This is a genomic window from Streptomyces sp. NRRL F-5755, from assembly GCF_001279365.1.
Taxonomy (GTDB): Bacteria; Actinomycetota; Actinomycetes; order Streptomycetales; family Streptomycetaceae; genus Streptomyces; species Streptomyces rimosus.
The window spans coordinates 20,772-42,295 of record NZ_LGCW01000307.1; the positions used below are offsets into that span (position 1 = coordinate 20,772).

The following is a 21,524-nucleotide window of genomic DNA, read 5'->3' on the forward strand; positions in this document are numbered from 1 at the left end:
GCTCGGTCCGGGAGTGCTGCGCGACGGCCGTCCGGGTGACTTCGCCTCGGCGGCCCGCCGGCGCCGTTGCTCGTCCCGGGCCGGGTCGGCGGTCACGGCCTTGTGCAGCCGGTGCTCCGTCACCTGGCGACGGGTTCCGGAGTCGGCGTCGGGCAGCTCGGTCGTATCTGTCCGCCGACGCTGCCTGTGAGCGCTGCGCTGAGCTGCACGCCGACCGCCGTCGGGCTGATGATCCCCAGGCCCCGAAAGAGTCCTCTCCTTGCGATCCGCGCCCTCGCCGCCTGGGTGAATCCCGACCAAGGCCGGTTCGGGTGCCTGGCTGTGACGTGCGGGTCACGGGACGGCCCGCCGGTCCGGCGCTGGCCCAGAGGTGCGGAGGCTGAGGTGCGGGATAGGGGTGTCTGGGCTCCGTCTCAGCAATGGCGCACTTTGACTTAGGTATGTCGGCATACCTAAAGTTCTTTGTATGCCCGCCTCCAGTGCGTCCGGCCAGGACATCCGCCGTATTGCCTCCGGGCTCACGGCTGTCCTGCCCGCACTGCACCGGGCGATCGACCGGCGGGTCGTCCAGGACCTTCCGTTTCCCGGGCTTCCCGATGGCCAGCTCGCGCTGCTGCGGTACGTCGCCGAACATGACGGGGTCACCGTACGCGCGGCGGCCGACGCGCTGCTCGTCAAGCCCAACAACGTCAGTGCCCTGGTCACTCAACTGGCCGCCCAGGGCCTGCTGGAGCGTCGGCAGGACGCCGTGGACAAGCGTGTGGCGCACCTGCATCTGACGGCGAAGGCACGCCGCCGGGTCGCCGAGGTCGACAGCCTCGTGGACGGCTACCTCGTCGAGGCGCTGCACGCCCTCTCCGACGGGGACCTCGATGCCATCGGGTCCGCCCTCGGCGCCCTCCGGGGATTGGCGCAGCGGATCCACCCCGCTGCGCACTGAGGCCCCATCGGCCGCGAGTAGTGCGCCGACCTCTACGGCAACGCCGTGTTCCGGGCCGTCAGGCCGTGTTCTCGGCCTGACCCTTCGGCGTTCCCGGCGACCCTGTGCCCCCTGTTCCCACCCTTCGAAGAAGCAAGGCACCTTCATGTCCTCTTCCCTCATGGGCCGCTCGCCCGTGCCCGCCCACTCCCCGCCCGTACCGGATGTCCCCCGTGGCCGGCGCGGCCATCCCTGGCTGACGCTCATCGCCGTCGCCTTCGGGCTGTTCATGGTCGGTCTGGACGGCTCGGTCGTCTCGATCGCGAACCCGGAGATCGGCCGGGACCTGCATGCTTCCGCCGCTGACCTCCAGTGGGTCACCAACTCCTACCTGCTGGCTCTCGCCGCCGCTCTGATTCTCGGCGGGAAGCTCGGCGACCGGTTCGGACGGCGCACCTACTACCTGGTCGGTGTCGCCGGTTTCGCGCTGGCCTCTGTCGCCATCGGCCTGTCCGGCTCGATCGGGGGTGTCATCGCCTTCCGCGCGGTGCAGGGCTTCTTCGGTGCGCTGCTCATGCCCAACACGCTGGGTCTGCTGCGTGCGGCCTTCCCGCCGAGGAAGTTCGCCATGGCGGTGGGGATTTGGGCGATGGTGTCGTCCGTGTCCACGGCGCTCGGGCCGATCGTGGGCGGACTGCTCGTCGAGCACGTCAACTGGGAGTCCGTCTTCTACATCAACGCTCCCATTGGTGGCGTGGCCCTCGCGTTCAGCGCGTTCGTCCTGCCGCAGAGCAAGAGCCCCGCCGGTCGGCACCGCTTCGACATTCCGGGCGTGGTTCTTCTCGCGCTCGGTCTGCTCCTGGTCGTCTTCGGCGTCGTCAAGGGGGAGACGTGGGGCTGGGGCGCAGGGTCGACTCTCGGCGTGCTCGCGGCGGGCGTCGTCGTTGTGCTGGCCTTCGGCTGGTACGAGAGGCGCCTCGAACGCCCTGTGTCCGGCTCGCGGACCGGAGCGGATGCCGCGCGCCGGGGGCACCCCCTTCTGCCGATGAGGTTGTTCCGCAGCCGTACACTCGCCATCGGTACGGTCATCAGCGCCGTCAACTTCTTCGTCCTGCTCGGCTCGATCTTCTTCGTCATGCTCTACCTGCAAAATGTCCGCGGTTTCACGCCCGTCGAGGCCGGTGTGCGCACCCTGCCGCTGAGCCTGGCCTCCGTGGTCGCCTCGCCTGTGGGGGCGAAGCTCACCGAGCAGTTCGGTGCCCGGGTGTCCATGCCGCTGGGCATGGTGCTGCAGGCGGGCGCGTCCTTCGGCATGCTCGGTTGGGGCGTGCAGTCCCCGTACGCCGCGATGTGGCCGCCGTTCATCGCGCTCGGCCTCGGCGTGGGCATGGTGATGGCCGCCTCCTCCGACGCGATCGTCGGCAATGCGCCGGTCAGCGACGCGGGGGTGGCCGGTGGCCTGCAGGCCACCGCGTTGCAGGTCGGCGGCGCGCTGGGCACTTCCGTACTGATGTCCCTGATCAGCAGCAGGGTCGGATCCACCCTGACTGACGAGCTGACCGCGGCCGGGGTTCCCGGCTCCATGACCGCGCGCCTGCATGAGGCCAAGGACGCGGTCGCCATGGGGGTCTCACCGGTCACCGGCGACATGCCGGAATGGCTGAAGTCCGCGGTCGTGGAGGGCAGCGGTCAGGCGTTCATCAACGGGGTGCGTACGGCAGCCCTGGTCACCGGCGTGCTGTGCGTGGTCGGCGCGGTGCTCGCCGCGGCCGGCATACGGCCCAACCCGCGGGCCGACACGGGGAACTGACGCCGAAGGACCGGCCCGGCCGGGGACGCGCGCCGGCGAAGGCGCGGGTGGCCCCGGCTGGGCCGTCGGCTTGCGAAGGCTCCCGCCCGGCCCTCTCCCCGCCGGCCGAGGTGATGATGACGATCAGCAGACCGTTGAAGACCAGGTGGGAAACGGCGGCGATGACCGGGGGCGTCCGTCGGTGACTACAGGTCCAGCAGTGCCCAGAGGCGGCGGCCGTCGGGGCGCTGTCGGTGCCGCAGCGGGAGGCCCGGGCTCGGCGAGGCGGGGCGGGACGGTGTCGTCGGGTGCGGGGCCGGACTGGCCGGCCTTCGCCCGCCGCCACGGCCTTGACCCCGCCCATCCCGTGCAGTGGGAAGTCGAAGCCCTGGCCCCGGAAGAGCTGAAGCGCTGGTCCTCGCAGCCGTTGAACCACACATCGACCGTACCGTCCTGGCCCGCCGGATCGCGTACGAAGACGGACAGCGTGCCGCCCTGCAGCGCTGCGCCCGAAGCTGACCGGACGGCCGGGCGGAGGATGTCGCGCCCGCCGAGCCCACGGTGGTCTTTTCGGCGCAGCAGGATCCTGCTGCGGTGGAGCGGTACTGGACGGCGCAGCGGATGCTCGATGCCGAGCCCGCACCGATGCCGGACTTCGAGGAGGAAGAGGAGAGCGGTCGGGGATAGGCGGGCCGGGCTGGGGTCGTCACCGGCATTTGGCCGCCGCCGGCTCGGACCCGCGTGCCTGTCCACCTTCCCCAAGGAACGAAGCGAGCCGATCCTGCCCCGCTGTCCGAGCCGACACGCGCTGGCTCCTCTGGCCATGGGGGTGGGCTGTGCGGCAGGCCGCCCCGAATCTCGCGCTGCAGGCAGATCACCGAAGACGAGATCACCCCCCCCCTCTTCCTGGTGGACGAAGCTTTCGCTACCCCGGTAGGAGCATCTGGGGAAACGCAGTTCGGGACCTTAGCCTTACTGAGCCGGGACTACAGTCCCGAACCCGGTATTCCTTCGGTGTATCCGTCGACAAGAAAGCCCTGGTGTGTATTACTATCCCAACGTCGACTCACCATTCGATTACTACTTCGGCTGCCGATGGTAGACGCTCCATCCGTACGCGAAGTCGCATCCTTCACCATCAATCAGATCGAATAAAGGCATGTACATATCACACGAACACCTGATGGTTATTGTCGCGGACGGTCAGGCAGCCGGTCACCCGCTCGCTGCTGTGGTTATGTTTTTCATCCTCGTCGTCGGAGGGATGTACATCGGTGCGCTCATCAGCATTATCACCTCTCCCGCCGGGAAGGGAATGAAATGTGCCTGGGTAATATTCGTTTTGATGGCGCCGCTTCTAGGCATCGTGTTGTGGTTCCTCGTCGGCCGACCTCAGGCCCGGAGCGCACCGGTCGCCCTCTGACTTCCGCGACCGGCTTGTGTCTGTGACAGGCCGTCACGGTACGAGAGGAGGGTGCCATGGTCGCAGTGAACAGCGAATCGGCGCATTGTACCGGCTGTGGAAGCATCGGCACCTCCGAGACCACGGCAGGCCGACGTCGCTGCTACCGGTGCGATAGGCGCTTTGTGTCGCGTGCCTGTCCCCAGTGCGGCTCATATCGAGTGAACGGTTCCGAGGGTTTTACCGGATTCGTATCGCCCTGCTCGGCTTCATGCTGCCCACTCCGTTCCGAGGTCGGCTAGCGCCTAGAGCTTGTCGACGCTCAGGTGGGCCCGGCGTCTCTGGCTGTTCGCCAGGACCCTCAGCTTCATCTCTTCCCCGTCCGTCGTCAGGGTGCTTGAGGTCCTGGTTCAGCGTACGCAGCAAGGCGTGGGCGAGTAGGGCAGCCGGCAGGACGAACTCCGAACGACAGGTGTCGGGCCCGGCCAGAGTGTCCCACGCTAAGAGGCCGACAGCTAACACTCGGGCGGGTGTGTGGAATACGGTCGAGTGGGTCATGACCTTGGGGCCGTTTCTCAGGACCTTTTACCTGTCCTCTCGTCTAAAAACTGAGTTAGCGTCAGTTCTGTCCGCCTGGCGATGACCGCGCTGCGGACTTCGAAACAACCGAGAGGAAGAAGACTCAGGGCATTGAGTCTCCACGCCTTCCGGTAGCCCTGTATGTCCTCTTCCCCCGCTTGCAAGGAGAAAGCGTACGTGAACAAGAACCATCTCCGAATAGCCGCAGCCGCGGTCGGTGCAGCCGTCTTCCTCAGAATCACCGGGCCGATGGCCTCTGCCACCGAGGCGGATCACGCCCGGATCTCGATGGAACACACCGCAGCGGTTCAGCTCGCGGACGCCGCAGAAGCACCACAGATCAAGGAGGACGGACTCGATCAGCGGCTCGCCGCACTCCCGCACGACAGAACCACCGAGCAGGTTGTCGCCGCGATGTACCCGGATGACCCGGCAGCGCAGCGGGAGGTCCTGAAACACCTCGGTGGTGGGGCGCAGACGAGGGGCTTATGGGGAAGCGCCTGGAAGTACACCAAGTGTGTCGCGGCCGTCGGCGCCGCGTTCATCCCCGCGACCAAGGCCTACAAGGCGATCAAGGGGCTCGGTGGAGTGGCAGAAGCCGCGAAGCTCGTGATCAAAGCGGGCAGCGTAGCCGAGTTCAAGAAGGCCGCCGGAAACGCCGCCTTGAACATCCTGGGTATCTCGGCCATCCAGAACAACTGTTTCTGATCGAGGGCTGTATATCCGGTACACGAAAGCTGGGAGCGGCAAGAAGACATGGCATTCTTTTCGGGCAAGGCGCAGAAGGAGCCGGTGGTCGTCGTACGTGACAGCCAGGAGGTTCTGATGCGCCTGCGTCAGGCGTTGGAGTCCACGGGCCCCGCGGAGCACTCAGGTCTGGAGCGGGCGGTGGGCATCGCGGAGGCCACCGCTGCTCTCACGGACGAGCAGGTGCGTAAGGACTGGGTGCGCGGCATCCTCAAGGCGGCGGGGGCCGATACCGGACGAGACCTGGAGGGCGCGGTGAAGTCGCTGCGTCAGGCTGTTCCCAGCCTGACACTCACGGCTGCCTACCAACTCGTCAAGGATGTCGTGGACGACGCGTCTTAGCAGGCAGCGGTTCCACGAGACACACCAAGAATCCGCCGCCACAGTCACGGCCCGCCGTGAGTATTTCCCCGGCCATGGAGAGTCAGCCGGAGAAGGAGGCAGCGGTGCCCGGCCGGGGCCGTACCGACTGTGTTCGGTACGGCCCCGCTGCGCATCCCGGCTCAGGCTGCCGCCCAGTCCAGCCCGAGGGCGGCCGGCGGCTGGAGTTTGTCGGGGTGGGTTTGGCGCGCCTGGTCTTGGTGTCGGACAGGGCACCCACCTGCGCCGCGTCTTCTGGCTCGCCCCCCACGACCGCGATCAGTAGCCCGACGGCCTGTACTCCAGCGGCGCCCCCTCCGAAGCCGTCGACCCGCGCACCCTGCGCCCGGGCGTCAAGGGCTACAAGACCGAACGCTCCGAGGGTGGCCCCGCCTCGGACACCATGCGCGAAATGGGAATAACCCTTCCCAAGGCGTAGTCCGTCCGCACACGCTGTGGCGTGGGGACCGTCTTGGCCACTGTGCGCCAGCGAGGACAGGGCGACGCGGGACGTGTGCGCCTGGGCGGCGGAGCGGTCCGCAGCGGCACACCGACCGGGCCGGACCCATCGCGGGTACACCCCGTTCGTGCCGCCGTTCCCACTGCCCGCCGGCCCCGCGCCGGCCCGCCCCCGTTGACCGGGTGCGCCCCGGTCCAGGGCGGAATCTTGAGTCGAAGCGCGCCGGAGGAACAGAACACTTCGGTACGCCGATTGTCAGGCCCGCCACCGGTGTGGGGGACCAGCCCTCACCGGGAGTACAGGAGAACGCAGCAACAGCCTGGACCCCCATGTTCCGTTTTTGGCGTTGTTGCGGCACGTTGTGGGCAGACTTGATCATCAGTCAGTCCGGATCCGGTGCTCAGCGCCGTCAACAGCAAAGGACATACGACGTGGCAGTGGACGCCGCCCCCTCCGTCGCAGCGAGACCGATACCGCGTGTGCCGGGTGCCTTGCCCCTCGTCGGGCACGCGCCCGCGCTCATTCGCGATCCCTTCGGCTTCTTCCTGTCGCTGCGGGACCACGCCGACGACCGCGGCCTGGTCCGCATCCGGCTCGGATCGATGCCCGTCTACATGGCCACCACACCCGAGCGGCTGCACGAGGTCCTGGTGGACAAGGGGCGGTGGTTCGAGAAGGGCCGGTTCTTCCAGCGCCTCAAGCGACTGGCCGGCGAGGGGCTGAGCACCGCGGACGGGGAGCTGCACAAACGTAACCGCCGCTTCCTCGCGCCCCTTTTCGGTGCGCAGCGCATCAAGGGCTACTCCCTGGTCATGAGCCGCAATGCCCGGCGGCTGTCCGCTTCCTGGCAGCCGGGTCAGCAGGTGGACATCTACAAGGAGGCCGCCGCTTACTCCATCGACTCCATCGCCATGTCGCTGTTCAGCACGGACGTCGGGACGCCGGCGGTGGAAACGATCCGTACCGAACTGCCGGTGCTGCTGGACATGCTCCTCAAGCGCGCTGCCTCACCGAAGATCCTGGACCGTCTACCGGTGCGCTACAACCGCGTTTTCGACCGGGCGTCCGCGCAGTTGACCGGGGTGATCGACCAGGTCATCAGCACCGCACACGCCGGCGGCCACGCCGAGGAGCACGACGACCTGCTCGCGCAGCTGCTGCGGGCGCAGGTCCACGACGACGTTCCGGTCCGCCTCAGCGACGTCCAGATCCGCGACGAGGTGGCCACGCTGCTTTTCGCCGGGGCCGAAACCACGGCCTCGACCCTGGCCTGGGCCTGGCACTATCTGGCGCACCATCCCGAGTTCGACCGGAAGGTGGTGGCCGAGGTACTGGAGGTCGTCGGCCCCGACCGCGCGGTGACCATCGAAGACGTCCCCCGGCTGACCGTGATCCGCCGGGTGCTGGACGAGGTGATCCGCCTGCACGGTGTCACGTTCCTGATGCGCCGCAGCACCGCGCCGGTGACCCTCGCCGATGTCACGCTGCCCGCGGGCACCGAGGTGGCGTTCAGCATGTACGCCATCCACCGCGATCCCGAGGCATTCGAGGACCCCCATACCTTCAACCCGGACCGGTGGCTGGATCCCGGGACCAAACGGTCGTTCATGCCCTTCGGCGGCGGCAACCGCAAGTGCATCGGCGATCAGTTCGCCCTGGCCGAGACCACCATCGCCATCGCGGAGGTGCTGCGCGACTGGCGCATGTCGCCCGCCGGCGGCCACACTCCGAAGCAGGTGATCTCCGCTGTCGCCCGGCCCGACCGAGTACCCATGACCGTACAGCCCCGTAACCCCGCACCCAGCCGACCGAGCAGCTGAACAACCGAACAGCTGAACAGCGAGGAGGACCGCTTTGCCGCCGACTACCGCAGGCAGGTGGGCTCCTGACGTCCCGCCACCCACCGGTCCGACTCAGCTGATCACACGCCCGGTTGGACGGTAGGCTGCTGACAATGCTGATCATCACGCCCTGTGTGCCGTGCCGTCGCACAGGGCGTGATGTGTCCCAGCACCGGGGGAGCCGGAAGCCACAGCGCAACAACGGCGGGCTGGACAGCAGGACCCGCTCGCAACGCCGCTGGGAGGCACCATGACGTATCCAGACCCCCGTTCCTCGTCCGTACCGGCACCGCCTCCCGGCTGTCCTGCGCACGCCCAGAATGCCGGCGGTCCCTGGCAGCGGATCTACGGCCCCGACGCCGAGCCCCTGGGCCCGGTGCTGGAACAGCTGCGCAGGCAGTACGGGGACGTCGCGCCGGTCCTCGTCCCCGGCGACATCCCGGCCTACCTGGTCCTGGGCTACAACGCGATACGCGATGTCATGCAGAGCAACTCCCGCGTGGTCTGCGACTCCCGCCGCGGCCGCGTCTACCAGGACGGCCGGATCCCGGCGGACCACCCCCTGGCGCCGATGACCGCGTACCAGCCGATCGTGGCGTTCGAGGACGGCGTGGCCCACGCCCGCCTGCGCAGCGCCGTGGTCGACAGCCTGGACTTCAACCGGCACTCCCTGCGCCGCTACATCGGCCGGTACGCCAACCGCCTCATCGACTGCGTCGCCTCCCGCGGCACCGCCGACCTGGTCACCGAGTACGCCGCGCAGCTGCCCGCCCTCGTGATGGCCTGGATGTACGGCATGCCCGAGGAGGAGAGCCCCGCCCTGGTGGCCGCGGTACGGGACCTGACCAGCGGCAACGAGCGGGCCGCCGAGGGCAACGCGTTCGTCACCCGCACGATGGAGGAGCTCGTCCGGCGCAGGCGGTCCGGCGAGGGCGCCGACCACGCCATTGGTGGCCGGGACTTCGTCAGCCGTCTCCTGGACCACGAGGCGGGCCTCAGCGAGCAGGAGGTCGTCGAGCACCTGCGTATGATTTTCGTCGCCGGCTACACGCCGACGGTCGCGCTGATCGCGAACACGCTGCTGGTGCTGCTGACCCAGCGTCAGTTCAGCCGTGACCTGACCAGCGGCCAGATGACGCTGCCCGAGGCCCTGGAGCGCGTGCTGTGGGACCACCCGCCGATCGGGCTGCTGCCCACCCGCTGGGCGGCCGGGGACATGACCATCGCGGGCCAGCAGATCAAGGCCGGAGACATGATCATCCTGGGGATCGAGGCCGCCAACACGGACCCCGCCGCCCGGGAGCCCGGACGCCCCGTCGTCCACAACTCGGGGCACCTCGCCTTCTCCACGGGCCCCCACGAGTGTCCCGGCCGCGACATCGGGCAGGCCATCGCGGAGACCGGCATCGACATCCTGCTGAGTACGCTCCGGGACCTGGAACTGGCAGTCCCCGAGGCAGAGCTGCAGTGGCAGTCGGCCTGGGTCTCCCGCCGCCTGCTGTCCTTGCCGGTGACGTTCACTCCGCCGCGGGCCAGGGGGGTGCGTGTTGCGCAGCCGGAGGCTGCTGTGGGGGTAGCGGGTGGGTAGGTGGGTTGGTACTGCCTAGTAGGGGGCTCTTGGCCTGCGGCCGGACGGAGGGCTGCCGGCCCGGCCGCAGCCAGTACGCGTCCTGACGGGACGAAGCCTGGGCGTGCGCTTGGCGGCTCAGCTTGCAGGCCGGAGCCGTACGCCGCCAAACGCGCGGCCACCGCCTGGCTTACCGCGATGCTGCCCTCGGCGGCTGCGGTGGTCCGGGCCCGGTCGGTGAGTTTGGGAAAGCGGGCCGCGACATTCTCAGCGCTCCGGTCGCTCCTGGCGTGTGCGGAGTCCGTTGTAGACATACCGGCGGCGCATCTTGATTGCGTAACGTTCTTTGGCGCCGACAGAGCACGGGCACGGGGGAGTGGAGGTGCGATGCCAACGAGATGTGGCTCGTCGGTGTGACCGAGTGGACGGCCCGTCTATACAGCCGCGAAAGCAGGGGTGGGTGCGGCGCGTCCGTCTTGGACTGGTCGCCGCGGTGGCGCGGGAGCGCTGTCCTTTTGCTGGATGCCGATGCCCGAGGCCCCAGGGCGTACTCGGGCACCGGCATTGTGACGCCGCTACATCCCAATTCCAGGGCGCTTCGCAAATGAGGCGGAGCCATTCGTTGATGGCGGTAAGTCTGCATCGACGCGGCGCCGTTCAGGTCGAGAACCGGGAGTCAGGTGCGTGCGCTCTGCCAGCCGCTGCATTTCACTCGGGTGTAGGACCCGTTGCTGTGCTTCTTGGTGTAGCACGCCCTGAGGTACACCTTCGTGCCTTCATTGATCCTCTTCAGGCTTTTGTACTTGTAGGTGTTGTACCCGCAGGCCGTGGTGCTCCAATGGTGGAACTTGTTGACCTTCAGTTCGGCCGTCAGGCAGTAGCCGTCCTTTTTCAGGTCGTAGGCATCGATGTAGTCGCCCTGGTGTGTAAAGGACACCTGGCCCCCGGCGACTGTGATGCGCTGGTCCGTCCCGGCGTACGCAGCGGTGGCGGCTGTGAGCGACAACGTGGCGGTAAGCGCAATAACGCCCGTGCGAGCGGCGAGTTTCCTCTTGCTGGTCATGTCGTTCCTCCTGATGGAAATAGCTTAGGAGTTGGACCTCGAAGGTCTGTCATATTGCGGGCGGAACGATCTACAGCTCGTGGAGGACGATCGGCGCACCTTCACCGTCTTCGAGATCATGGTCCGCCGCTCAGGACTGCCACCCCGCCGTCGCCACCGCGTCGCCGTCCTGCACGCCGCGGACGTGACCGTGCTGCTCAGGGAAGGCGGTTACGTACCCCATCCGTCCCGTCCCGCCGCGCCGACATCGCCGCGTATCCGTGGCAGGCGGCCATCGACGCGATGTTCACGTGATGCGGCACCGACATGGCATGTGGACGGTGGCATGGGAGGGCCAGGGCCGCCGCAGCTCGCCATTGCGTACGGCGCTGGCGGTACGGGCCGCATCGAACGGATCGTGCCAGCCGAGCATGCGAGCTGCTGGACCGGCCGGGGCCTTGGGAACGCGTCCCACGCGTCACCGGTGCGCTGCCGGCGCCCGAGCCTCCGGCGGGCTGGCAGCCGTGGCGCTCGTCCTCACCCCAGCGCACCGTAGATGATCGTCAGCCGCACGAAGCGATGGACCGTACGGATTCCCGGCACCCGTGTGCCATCAAGGACGTCGACAGGCGAACTGCAAGCTGGCCACGACTCGGTCGGTCGCTCCTGCCGTACGGCTCAGATGCCGTCGCCCACATCCTGGGCGCGGCCGTCGACCCCAAAGGCGGCGAGCCCGAGTATCCGGTGTATTCACCATTACGGGCGAAGTGCCGCTCTCGCGGCATTGGGGAAGGTTGTCGGTGGGCAAACACTCGGTACAGGTGGGGAATCGGGTGGTCCGGGGGACGGCCCTTTGAAAGGGCGTACGGTGAGTGTGAGAGAAATGCGCCGGTTCCGGCGTGATCCGCTGGGGTACATCGAAGACTGCGCACGCCGGAGTCCGGCTAAGGTGTTCCGGCTCCCCTGGGGCGCCTGGTGCGTGAGGGACACCGAACTGGCGCTCACAGTGCTGCGCGACCCTCTCTTCCACAGTGGCAGGTCCACTTTCTTCGGCGGCATGCTGCCCTCACGGACTGCCCAGATCACCCTCGGCCGCGCCGTCCGGAACCTGATGCGGGCGCACCTGCCCGCCTACCGCGAGTGCGTGGCCGAGGCAGCAGCCGGTCTGGCCGCGGTCAGCCATTGGCCCGAAGCGGGACCGCTGCTGGTGTACCGGTGCACCGCGGACGTACTGCTGCATCCCGATGCCCCACCTGCACTGCGGCGGCAGTTGGCACATGCCGTGTCGGCCGGCCTGACCGCCCGCCAGCCGTCCATGCGACAGCGGGCACGGGCGGAAATCCTGCGCCCCAAGCTGCTGGCCGCGATCACTGAGCATGTCCGAAGCCGCCGGACGGAGGGTTCCGCAGCGGGAGAGTCGCGGGACGTACTGGACACCGTGATCGGAGCCTGCCCAGAGGAACTCACCGACCGAACCGTGGCAAACCTGTACATCCTGCTGTTCCAGTCGATCGTGGGCAACATCGGCTACGCGGTGGCATGGACGCTCCTGCTGGCCGGTCTGCACCATTCGTCCGGCCCACCATGGCCGTGGCCCGCGGAGTGGCTGGTGCGCGAGGCCGCACGCCACCGCCCGTTCGTCTGGATGGTCGGCCGACCCGTCCCGTATCCCCTCGAATTCGGTGGCCTGCCGTTCGCAGCGGGCACGATCTTGTCGGTCAGCCCTTACCTGCTGCACCACGACACGCACCGCTGGGACCGTCCCGAGATGTTCCGGCCCGAACGCTGGAACGAACCAGGCGGACAAGGCCCCTACCTCCCCTTCAGCACCGGCCCCTTCACGTGTGCCGGGGCAGCCGTCGCACACAGCCTGGCCACCGAGGCGATCACCGCCCTGGCACGGGACACCCACCTGACCATCAGCGGCGGCGATGCCCGGCCCCTGGTGTCCGGCTCCGTCCTCCCGCGTCCCTTCACCCTGCGACGCACCCTCAAAGCCCCCGCCAAGCCCGCGCTGACGAAGGACGAAGGGAGGTGAATGACATGATCGCTGCTATCCGACGCATCATCTGGGACAAGCCCGCCAGTTACTGGGAGCCGGACGTTTGGCTCTAGAAAACCCGGTGTACCCCGGTCGCCCGCGTGCCATGGCCAATGGCGCGCGGGCCACTTGACCGTCCCCGGCCTCCCCGGTTGTCTCCGACGGCGTAGCCCCCGAGGCCCGTATGGTCTGCGGATTCAGGGTGAGAGCGGCGGGCATCTCGTCCAAGGTGCTGCTGCCGCGGCCAAACCCCCTCTACCGGTGCACCGTGCGCACCGGCCCGGACACCGACCGACTGGCCCAGCAGTTCCCGCCCCGCGAGATCGCCGGCCCTTGCCACACCCTCAGTGCCCCGACGCCCGGTCCGACCCCGCCTGGCGGCCACCGCCGGAGCTGTCCACTACCAGCGCGGCGGATCTCATCTGCTGCACGCCCATCACGACAGCGCGGTCTCCGGCGCGTACTTCCTGCACGTCCCCACCGGGGCCGTCGGCACCCTGGAACTGGACGAGTCAACTCCAGTCCCAGGGACATGCACAGGGCGGCCTCGGACTCCCGGTCCATACGCGCAGCGTCGCCGTAGACAGTCCCGGTGCCGTCCACACGGAGAACAGGCCCAGGAACGGACCAGGTTGTTCGGCAGTGCTGACGACGTCCTCACTGCACCGGACGTTGCAGCCGCGACTCGTGGCGCGGCGTGGCGCGGTGCTGCCGGGCCGCCGTTGCGGAGAACCCGTCACGGCCCGGCGAGCAGCCACGCGGCTCGCCGGCCTTCCAGCCTTCGAAGGGTCTACGTCGCGGGTCCGAGGTGTCCTTCGAGCACGGTCTGAATGATCTGGGGCCGGTCCCAGAGGGCGAGGAGTTCGTTGGCGATGGCCACGATCGGCAGCGGGTCCTGGTCGCCGAGCACCGTGACGGCGGCGGCTGACAGGGTGCGGGGGACAGCTCCGGCGTCGAGGAGGACGCGCCAATCCTGAGGACCGAGCTCCAGGAACTCCAGGCCACGCAGATGGGCGATCTCCAGCGGGTCGGCGAGCGTGCCGGGGTAGGCGGTCAGGGTGCGCAGGCGGGGGAGTCCGGTGACCGGAGCAAGGCTGAGCGGCGCGGCGTCCCACACACCGATGGACAGAACCTCCAGACCGGGGTGGGCGGCCTCCTGAACGCTCTGGAGATGTGCGACGTTGACCCTGGCCACGGGGGAGGGCTGTTCATGACGCCCCCTGTCCTCTTGCTTCTCCTGGCCCAGGACGAAGTCGGTGAGGGAATCGGCGATGAGGTCGGCGCCGATGCTCAGTTCGTGGCTGAGCATGATGATCTGCCCGGTGTGTCCGCACGGGCCGGGTGTCAGGTCGACCGCCAGCTGGTCGCCGCCGCCGTTCTCGCCGAACACGATCCATCCGGGTGAGCCGACCAGGCCCTGCACCGCGGCGTCGGGCGGGGTGATGACTGCCTCCAGGGCCGCGAACTCCCAGCGGTAATCACGGGTCGACGCGTCGGCGATCTGCAGCTCCTTCAGGGCGCCGAGCTCGCAGCCGACTGCCTCGGCGACACGGTTCGCTGCCTCGCGGTCGACCGACCAGTCCTGCCACCGTGCACGCGTCACCCGGTAGAGCACCTTCAGCTCCTCGGGCAGGGCGATGCCGAGGCGTGCTTCGGCCGCGGTGATCTCCTCCTCCGTCGCGCCGATGGCATCGGGCAGTCGCTCGCGCAGCGTCCGTTCCAGCAGTTCGAGGTCTGCCGAAGGGGCCGGCACCGCTGCGGGGTGCGGATCGGGGAGGCGGCGCCAGGGCTCGGGCAGCGCGCCCTCGACCAGGATGAGCGCCCCCGGGTGCGCGCTGCCGATCCCGGATTCCACGGCCGGGCTGGGGCCCAGCAGGCGCAGCACGGCCTTACCCGTCGGTGTGATCGTCGCGGTGAACGAGATCTCGTCGACGCCGGCGTCCACGATCGCCTTCCGCACCCGGTCCACGGCGTCGAGCTCGTCCTGCATGTCCTCGCTCCGCAGAGCTCGTCCGGGCGGCGGCTGGCGGCGCCGCAGGCCGAGACTCCAGCTGTGCCGGCCGATGCGCCCCGCCACGCGGACGGGCTCGGCGGCAGGCCTGTCAGCCTTGGCGGCCAGCAAGAGCTTCAGTACGGGCTCCCAGGTCGCGAAGTCGCGTATCGGCGGCACGATGGATCCTTGATCAACCATGCACAGACCGTATGCGGGCCGACTGACACTCCAGGCCCCGGGCTGCGCCTTGCTCCTGCTGGACGCGCGCTCGGGCCATTGGGCAGGCCAGGACCGATTACAGTGTTCCGTCACACCACGCTCATTGAGCCCGGCCTTGCCCTCCCGTCCGCGACCGACGAACGAAGGGGCCGCGCCTTCGGGCCATGGGCCTACGTGAGCGGTGACGGCCGGCCGCGCCAGGCGCGCCCCGGGCTCACGGTGCGTGCGGTGACTCGGACCTGCTGTGGGGAAAATGCCTGCGTTCGATCGGCGCCTCCAGCCGGATCGGTACCTGCGTGCGTAGCCGACATCAGGGCTGGCCAACAGCACCGACGGGAACGCTCGTACGATGCCCGCGTGGCAGAGATCATCGACTACGGACAGTTCGCGGAGCGGCTCCGGCACCAGCAGCAGCGGCCCCGGTGGGATTTGCTCGACGCAGTACAGCGCGAGTGGGGGTACGAGGACCCGGGAGGTGAGCCGGTCGCTTCCCGCCGGGATGGGGAGAACGCTGGCTACGGTGTCGACGGGAGCCTGCCCGCCCCTGCGGCGCTCGCCGAATGGTGGGACTCGCCGGTCAACTCCTTCGCGTTCCGGCCGCGGTTGTACTGGACACACACCCAGTGGCCGCCGAGCATCTGGGTCGATGAGTACGGTGGGTCGGACGCCGACGAGAACCTCTGCGAGGACTCCGACGGTGGGGACGCCGAGGACGACGCGAACTTGGATCCGGCGCGGGCCGACGGACTGCCCAAGAACAACCCACTGCTGCCGCCGGATGTCGTAGACCGGCGGATCTGCGTCTTCATGTCCGAGTACCACTACTGCAACCAGTGGGGCTATCTCGCCGCCGAGGCTTCCCGCCCCGACCCCCGAGTGCTGGTCAGCACCAGCGACGGGTGGCAACTGCAGAGCCGGTCGCTCTCGGAGTTCTTCCTCCAGCTGGCCCTTCAGCGGCTGCCCGGCACCTACGGCTGGACCGTCCAGGTGCGCCACGCGGACCTTGAGGAGGCCCCGGCGGCGCTGGACCGGCTGACGGCCTCGTACCGGGAGCTGGGGCTGCTGCCGTGGCAGGAGCTGGACTGCGATGCGCTGATGTACGGCGGGCCGGACGTGCTCATCTCCCACAGCCGCGCCCCGGGCTCCGACTTCGTCCTGGTGATCCACGGCCGGACCCGCGAGGCGCTGCTCCAGGCCGTCGAAACGCTGGGGATCGCCTGCACCGACAAGGACATCAAGCCGCCCAGCGAGATCCCCGAACCCCTGGAAGACCTCGACCCGTTCGCGTTCACCGAGGGCGACACCGACGACCGCGGACGCTGGCAGGTGGAGTCCACCGGCAGCGCCCCCGCCGCCGTCACTGCCCCTGCCGTGCTCCGCGCTGTACCGGACCGCACCGCCACCGCCCTCGACGAGGAAGCCACCCTGGCCGCGGTGGGTGACAGTGAGGGGCACGTCCACCTGTACGAGTCTGCCGCCGAGGCGGCCGCCGGGCCCTCCGCGGCCGTCAGCCGGTCTCTGCACCGTGCCCCGGTGACCGCCCTCGCCTGTGTCCGGCTCAACGACGTCCACCGGGCCGTGGTCAGCGGCGACGCCCACGGCGTGCTGCGCTACTGGCGCACGGACTGCGCTCCGCGGCCCTTGCCGTTCGACCGGCGGCGCACCGCCGTCACCGCGCTCACCGCCGTCGGCCTGGCCACCGGCCCTGCTATGGCCTGCGCCTGGGCGGACGGGCTGGTCCGCATCTGGGACCTGCGCTCCGGCGCAGTGGCCCGGCTGCCGCTCGGCACCGGCATCACGGACCTGACCCTGGAAAACGATGGGACGCTGCACGTCACCGGGCCGTCCGGCCCGGTGCCGCTGCGCCTCGATACCCAGCGGCTCTGGCCGCACCGCGAACTCATGCTCCGCCTGAAGGAGGTCGACTGGGGCGCGTTGTGGTGCGCGCGCGGTCCCGCGCATGCGGTGCCCGGCCTGATCGGCAAAGTAGCCTCCGACCACCAGAAGACCGCCATGGACGCGGTCCACGACCTCTACCGGCTGTTGGTCTCCAAGAGCCCGGGGCTGACCGCGGCGGTACCCGCGGTGCCGTTCCTCACGGAGCTGATGACCGACCCCGACAACCAGGCCCGCCCCACTCTGCTGCTGCTCATCGCGGACATCGCCGACTGCGACTGCGAAGAGAACCGGGCCGCGGTGCGGGCGGTACTGCCCGCCCTGCGCCACCTGCATGACGACCCGCTGCCGTCGATCCGGTGGGCGGCGGCGGAGATGGAGAAACACTGTGCACCGCGCCCGGGGGAGCAATGAACGAGTGGGTTCGCTCCGCGTCGCTGTCCTCGGGAAGCGGCGGCCCGGCTTCCCTCCGTAGCATGCCAAGGACCTGAACATCGAACCCGATCATGTGTGGGCCAGCGGTGTCACAGACGATTTCGTCTCCAATCACACCTCGGAACTGACGTTGGGCGAAGACCCCATGGAGAAAGAGTTCGGCGGCAAGGTCTTCGAGGTGGACACTCATAAGCACGACGGCTACTGGAACGAGGGCAGTCGGAGCCTGCGCAACTATGGCCGCATCATCGTCGGCATGGATCCCCCGGAAGGCGATTACCACTCATGACTGAGCCGATATCCAAGCGGGCCTGCCGCGTCGGAATGCTGGGAATCGCTCTGACACCCCTGTTCGTGACAGGGGATGTATGAACGACGGCGGAGGAAACGACCCGCTTCCGGTCCAGAGCCGGGGACAGGCCGAACACCTGGTCCGGAGCCTGGTCGACTCGCCGGCCGGGGAGTACGGCCTGAAAGTGGACAGCAAGACCGTCCATTGCGGAGTTCCGGCACTGCTACGGAAGGAAGGGTGGGTCCCCCTCCGACGGCCGTTTCGACCTGACGTATGCGGTACGGGCCACAGTTCCGGAGGCCGAGCACGGCAAGGCGATCCGCGCCATGCGCAAGAAGCTGGAGGCCGAGGGCTACCAGATCAGTGGCTATCGGGAGGACAAGACCAAGAAGCCGTGGGCGCTGATGGACGCCGATGGCGGCAAGGACGACCTCTCCGTCTCGGTGGAGAATGCGAGACACGGAAGCTGGGTGACGTTCCTCAACGCGTGTGTAGCATGATGTCCATGACGCTCTGGATCTTCATTGCTATGGCCTTAGTGCTCGGCACATGACGATGTGGCGTCGGTGCGCTGTAGGGGTGAACAACAGGAAAGTGGTTCTCGGTAGCCACGTCGGCGCGTGGTCGAGGAAGCTGCCTTGGGATAAGTGATCGGGGGGCCGTACGCTGCCCCGCCGAACCGGGCAGGCTTTTGCCGCCGGCCCGCGGCGCACCGGACCGGCGGGGCCCGCGGCCGACCACTGCCATGCCGGCACGCGTGCGGGGCCGGTACCCGCTGCTCTTCCAGGTGCCGGCCCCGCCACTACCTCGGGGCGCCCTCAGTCCACCGTGCGCCGGAGGCCGCCGCACGGTGAGCGCGGCCGGCCGGGGCGCGCTCCTGCCTCCGTGACGGCGAGGAGGCGGGCGAGGCCGGTTGTGCGCGGAGCTCGATGGTGGACAGCTCGACCACCGGTCTGTCAGTCCCGTCGCTTACCGTCTGCTCATGGCATCAATGGATCTTGCTTCGTTTGATCAGGCGTGGGACCGCTTGGAATCCTGGCTCGCTGCCCACGCACCTGCGGATCACGCCGCGCTTCGGCCGCCGGCCACCGCCACGGAGATCGCCGCGGTGGAGGAACAGCTGGGCTTCGCCCTCCATCCTCAGCTCAGGAGGCTGCTGGAGCGCCGAAACGGCGTTGCCGAGCCGGAGCAGGACGGCGGCCCTGTGCCGGGTGTCTTCCCGGCCGGAGGCATCCTGCCGCTGAGACATCGGCTCCTCTCCACCGCTGAGATCCCATCGACGCATCAGCTGCTCGTGGAGGTCCATGAGAACCACGTCGATCCCGACCTCACGGACGAAGAGGAGGTCGCCGGCCATCTGCACCAGTGCGTTCCCTTCGCGCTGCCCAACGACGGAGGTGTCGCGTTCATCGACCATCAGCCCGGGCCCACGTACGGACACGCTTTTGAGATGGGCATCGGCTCCGGTGATCTGGACGGCACGCTCTGGGGCCCAAGCCTGACCGAGTTCGTCGGGGCTGTGACAGGTGCCTTGGAAACGGGCACTCCGTTCCTGTCCTACTGGCCCACCACCTTTGAGCACTCCTCCGGCAGGACCTGCATCGGCTGGGAGATCCGTTTATAGATCACAGAGCTGACGGCCTGTTTCCTTCCGGCTCAGCAATGGTCCGCGGCCTCCGCGAACCTGAACGGCGGTCACTCGCCCGGATTGCGACCATGTACGGAGCGACAAAACGCCACACGAGCAGAAGTGATTTGTTGTTCAAGAGCACGAAGCACGACCACAAGAATTCTGTACCCAGGGACGCCAAGGGCTACAGGAAGACCGGATGGCGGACTGCGGGCGACCATACGTCCGACGCAGAGACTGTGGCGGCGGTTGCCGATTCCACCACTGTAATGAGCTGACCCGGGCTTGGCCTCATGTGCCTGACACCCAGTCCACCCCCGAGACACCCGCGGCCGGGCGACGTGTTCTATCAGCTGCCGTACGACGTCCAGCAGTAAGTCCGCGATCCAGTCGTCTTGTGATCCGCTCCGGGCGCCGAGCGGCGATCCGTACGCGTGCGCGCGTAGAGGCCGCTCAAAACGCTCAATAAGCCGGGTCTCCCGTGTGCTGCACACGTACAAGCAGGTGCGCGCGTACGGCAGTCGTGCGCGGGGGGCTGGGTGGTCAAGGTCGGGGAGAGCTGGGGCCGCGGCCCGCGAGGAAGACCAGCGCTGGCTGCTGGGCCGCTGCAGGTTCCACGGTGCCATTCGATTCGTGTCCGGCGGCGCCGCGGAGGCGGAAACCCCGTCAGCCATCTCGGCGAGCGACAGGTCGGCGAGATGGCTGACGGGCATGCCTAGGCCGAAGCCGATCAGCACGGCCGGACGGCAGGCGACGACGGCCGCCCCCGTCCTCGCGGCGGATGAAGTAGTCCGGTGCGTGCGAGACCGGTCGGCCGCTCGCCGCCGACCAGAACAACCGGAAGGGCTGCGAGAAGATCCCCGCCACCGCCGGATCGAAGTCCGGCAGCATCACCTGGTCCCGTCAACCAGGACTCATACCCGACGCGCCCGCCCGTCGTCGCCGACCACCACTGAACCGGCACGCAGCGTCGCTGACCAACTCGGCGCCAGCGGTGAAGGTCGGGAATGTTCCGTCTCTCAGCCCGGCTGTCGGCCACCCGTGGTTCGTTCCGGGCCCGGCTGCCCGTCGGCCGGAGGCGGCCCGGTGACCTCCACGTACGCCGGACGCAGCAGACGGTCACCGAGCCGGTAGCCGGAGCGCAGCACCTTCGTACACGTCAGGTGCCTGGCCGTGGTGTCGAGGTGGTGGGTCACGGCTTCGTGCCGGGTGGGGTCGAACTTCTCTCCCTCCTCGCCGACTTCCCGCATTCCGAGCGTCGCGAGCTGGGTCTCCAGCGTGCTGGTGATGTCCTTGAGGCCCGGCGTGATGGGCTCGTGCTCGCACGCGCGGTCCACGGCGTCCAGTACCGGCAGCAAGGCGGTCAGCACATTGGCCACGGCGGCTCGCGCACGGCCAGCCGGTCCCGCCGCACCCGCTTGCGGTAGTTGTCGTATTCGGCCTTCACCCGCTGGAGATCCGCTGTGCGCTCCTCCAGCAGGCGCTGCAGCTCGGTGTTCTCCGTGCGCGGTCGGCCGTTTCCCATGGCTACCTCGCTTCCGGCCGGTCGTCGTCGACGATTTCGGCGTCCACCACCTCGTTGTCGGAACCGCCGGGCCCTCCGGAACCGCCGGAAGCGTCGGAGCCGCCGGGCGCCCCGGACGTGCCCGCGGTCTCGGCGCGCGACCGCTCGTACAGCGCCGTGCCGATCTTCTGGGCCGCCTGTGCGGCGCGGTCCATGGCCTGCCGGACCGACGCCGTGTCCGCCTTCTCGTCCTTCAGCCGCTCCTTCAAGGTGGCGAGGGCCGTCTCGGTCTCGCTCCGCGCGTCTGCGGGGATCTTGTCGGTGTTGTCCGCGATGAGCTTCTCGGTCTGGTAGACGAGCTGTTCGGCCTGGTTGCGGGTCTCGGCCGCCTCGCGCCGCCTGCGGTCCTCCTCGGCGTGCTGCTCCGCTTCCCGAACCATGCGGTCGATGTCGTCCTTGGGCAGCGCCGAGCCGCCGGTGACGGTCATCTTCTGCTCCTTGCCGGTGCCGAGGTCCTTCGCCGCGACGTGCATGATGCCGTTGGCGTCGATGTCGAAGGTGACCTCGATCTGCGGCACGCCGCGCGGGGCCGGGGGCAGACCGGTCAGCTCGAACATGCCGAGCTTCTTGTTGTAGGCGGCGATCTCCCGTTCGCCCTGGTAGACCTGCACGGCCACGGAGGGCTGGTTGTCCTCGGCGGTGGTGAAGGTCTCCGAGCGCTTGGTCGGGATCGTCGTGTTCCGCTCGATGAGCTTGGTCATGATGCCGCCCTTGGTCTCGATACCGAGGGACAGCGGGGTGACGTCCA

The 21,524-nt window shown here is 68.6% G+C and carries 17 protein-coding genes and 1 pseudogene; 13 read left to right on the top strand and 5 right to left on the bottom strand.

Annotation, left to right across the window (positions count from 1 at the left end; all coding sequences use genetic code 11):
* The first annotated feature begins 466 nt into the window (after positions 1-466).
* The 8 genes and pseudogenes from ADK86_RS35865 (at position 467) to ADK86_RS35895 (ending at position 9,685) form a co-directional block, all read left to right on the top strand.
* Positions 467-940 carry a MarR family winged helix-turn-helix transcriptional regulator gene (locus ADK86_RS35865; RefSeq protein WP_053700390.1) on the top strand — a complete coding sequence of 158 codons (474 nt, stop codon included), beginning with the start codon at positions 467-469 and terminating at the stop codon, positions 938-940.
* A gap of 145 nt (positions 941-1,085) precedes the next feature.
* Entirely contained in the window at positions 1,086-2,729 is a 1,644-nt protein-coding gene (locus ADK86_RS35870; protein WP_078952493.1) for an MFS transporter, read from the top strand.
* A 1,162-nt stretch (positions 2,730-3,891) separates the two neighbouring features.
* On the top strand, positions 3,892-4,131 hold the full coding sequence (locus ADK86_RS35875) for a PLDc N-terminal domain-containing protein (protein WP_063789171.1): 240 nt from the start codon (positions 3,892-3,894) through the stop codon (positions 4,129-4,131).
* Between the two features lie 735 nt (positions 4,132-4,866).
* On the top strand, positions 4,867-5,397 hold the full coding sequence (locus ADK86_RS35880) for a hypothetical protein (RefSeq protein ID WP_053700393.1): 531 nt from the start codon (positions 4,867-4,869) through the stop codon (positions 5,395-5,397).
* 48 nt (positions 5,398-5,445) lie between these two features.
* On the top strand, positions 5,446-5,778 hold the full coding sequence (locus ADK86_RS35885) for a hypothetical protein (RefSeq protein ID WP_053700394.1): 333 nt from the start codon (positions 5,446-5,448) through the stop codon (positions 5,776-5,778).
* Between the two features lie 250 nt (positions 5,779-6,028).
* A pseudogene (locus tag ADK86_RS45050) lies at positions 6,029-6,235 on the top strand (DUF6009 family protein); the annotation flags it as partial.
* A gap of 500 nt (positions 6,236-6,735) precedes the next feature.
* Positions 6,736-8,076: a cytochrome P450 gene (locus ADK86_RS35890; protein ID WP_053700395.1), complete on the top strand. Its 1,341-nt coding sequence runs from the start codon at positions 6,736-6,738 to the stop codon at positions 8,074-8,076.
* A gap of 271 nt (positions 8,077-8,347) precedes the next feature.
* Complete coding sequence (locus tag ADK86_RS35895) at positions 8,348-9,685, top strand: cytochrome P450 (RefSeq protein WP_234346264.1); 1,338 nt, start codon at positions 8,348-8,350, stop codon at positions 9,683-9,685.
* 655 nt (positions 9,686-10,340) lie between these two features.
* Here ADK86_RS35895 and ADK86_RS35900 read toward each other — a convergent pair.
* On the bottom strand, positions 10,341-10,727 hold the full coding sequence (locus ADK86_RS35900; RefSeq protein ID WP_030594083.1) for a hypothetical protein: 387 nt from the start codon (positions 10,725-10,727) through the stop codon (positions 10,341-10,343).
* A 958-nt stretch (positions 10,728-11,685) separates the two neighbouring features.
* Here ADK86_RS35900 and ADK86_RS35905 point away from each other — a divergent pair.
* On the top strand, positions 11,686-12,744 hold the full coding sequence (locus tag ADK86_RS35905; RefSeq protein WP_234346266.1) for a cytochrome P450: 1,059 nt from the start codon (positions 11,686-11,688) through the stop codon (positions 12,742-12,744).
* A gap of 793 nt (positions 12,745-13,537) precedes the next feature.
* Here ADK86_RS35905 and ADK86_RS35910 read toward each other — a convergent pair.
* On the bottom strand, positions 13,538-14,938 hold the full coding sequence (locus ADK86_RS35910) for an SMI1/KNR4 family protein (RefSeq protein ID WP_053700398.1): 1,401 nt from the start codon (positions 14,936-14,938) through the stop codon (positions 13,538-13,540).
* 378 nt (positions 14,939-15,316) lie between these two features.
* On the opposite strand from ADK86_RS35910, the gene ADK86_RS35915 reads away from it, so the two are divergent.
* The 4 genes from ADK86_RS35915 to ADK86_RS35925 all read left to right on the top strand — a co-directional run bounded on the left by ADK86_RS35915 (position 15,317) and on the right by ADK86_RS35925 (position 19,206).
* Complete coding sequence (locus tag ADK86_RS35915) at positions 15,317-17,269, top strand: hypothetical protein (protein WP_053700399.1); 1,953 nt, start codon at positions 15,317-15,319, stop codon at positions 17,267-17,269.
* Between the two features lie 166 nt (positions 17,270-17,435).
* The gene (locus ADK86_RS35920; RefSeq protein WP_159394039.1) at positions 17,436-17,579 is read left to right on the top strand and encodes a hypothetical protein; all 144 of its coding nucleotides are present in this window, start codon (positions 17,436-17,438) and stop codon (positions 17,577-17,579) included.
* 329 nt (positions 17,580-17,908) lie between these two features.
* The gene (locus tag ADK86_RS43540; protein WP_159394040.1) at positions 17,909-18,082 is read left to right on the top strand and encodes a hypothetical protein; all 174 of its coding nucleotides are present in this window, start codon (positions 17,909-17,911) and stop codon (positions 18,080-18,082) included.
* 482 nt (positions 18,083-18,564) lie between these two features.
* Positions 18,565-19,206 (top strand): SMI1/KNR4 family protein, encoded by a 642-nt coding sequence (locus tag ADK86_RS35925; protein ID WP_053700401.1) that lies wholly within the window; start codon positions 18,565-18,567, stop codon positions 19,204-19,206.
* A gap of 1,025 nt (positions 19,207-20,231) precedes the next feature.
* Here the strand turns inward: ADK86_RS35925 and grpE are convergent.
* The 3 genes from grpE to ADK86_RS35935 form a co-directional block, all read right to left on the bottom strand.
* Positions 20,232-20,582 (bottom strand): nucleotide exchange factor GrpE, encoded by a 351-nt coding sequence (gene grpE, locus ADK86_RS35930; RefSeq protein WP_234346268.1) that lies wholly within the window; start codon positions 20,580-20,582, stop codon positions 20,232-20,234.
* The gene (locus ADK86_RS45060) at positions 20,576-20,737 is read right to left on the bottom strand and encodes a hypothetical protein (protein WP_234346270.1); all 162 of its coding nucleotides are present in this window, start codon (positions 20,735-20,737) and stop codon (positions 20,576-20,578) included. The genes grpE and ADK86_RS45060 overlap by 7 nt, the downstream gene beginning before the upstream one ends.
* A gap of 2 nt (positions 20,738-20,739) precedes the next feature.
* Positions 20,740-21,524, bottom strand: a 785-nt coding sequence (locus tag ADK86_RS35935) for an Hsp70 family protein (RefSeq protein ID WP_159394041.1), incomplete at its 5' end; no start/stop codon positions are given.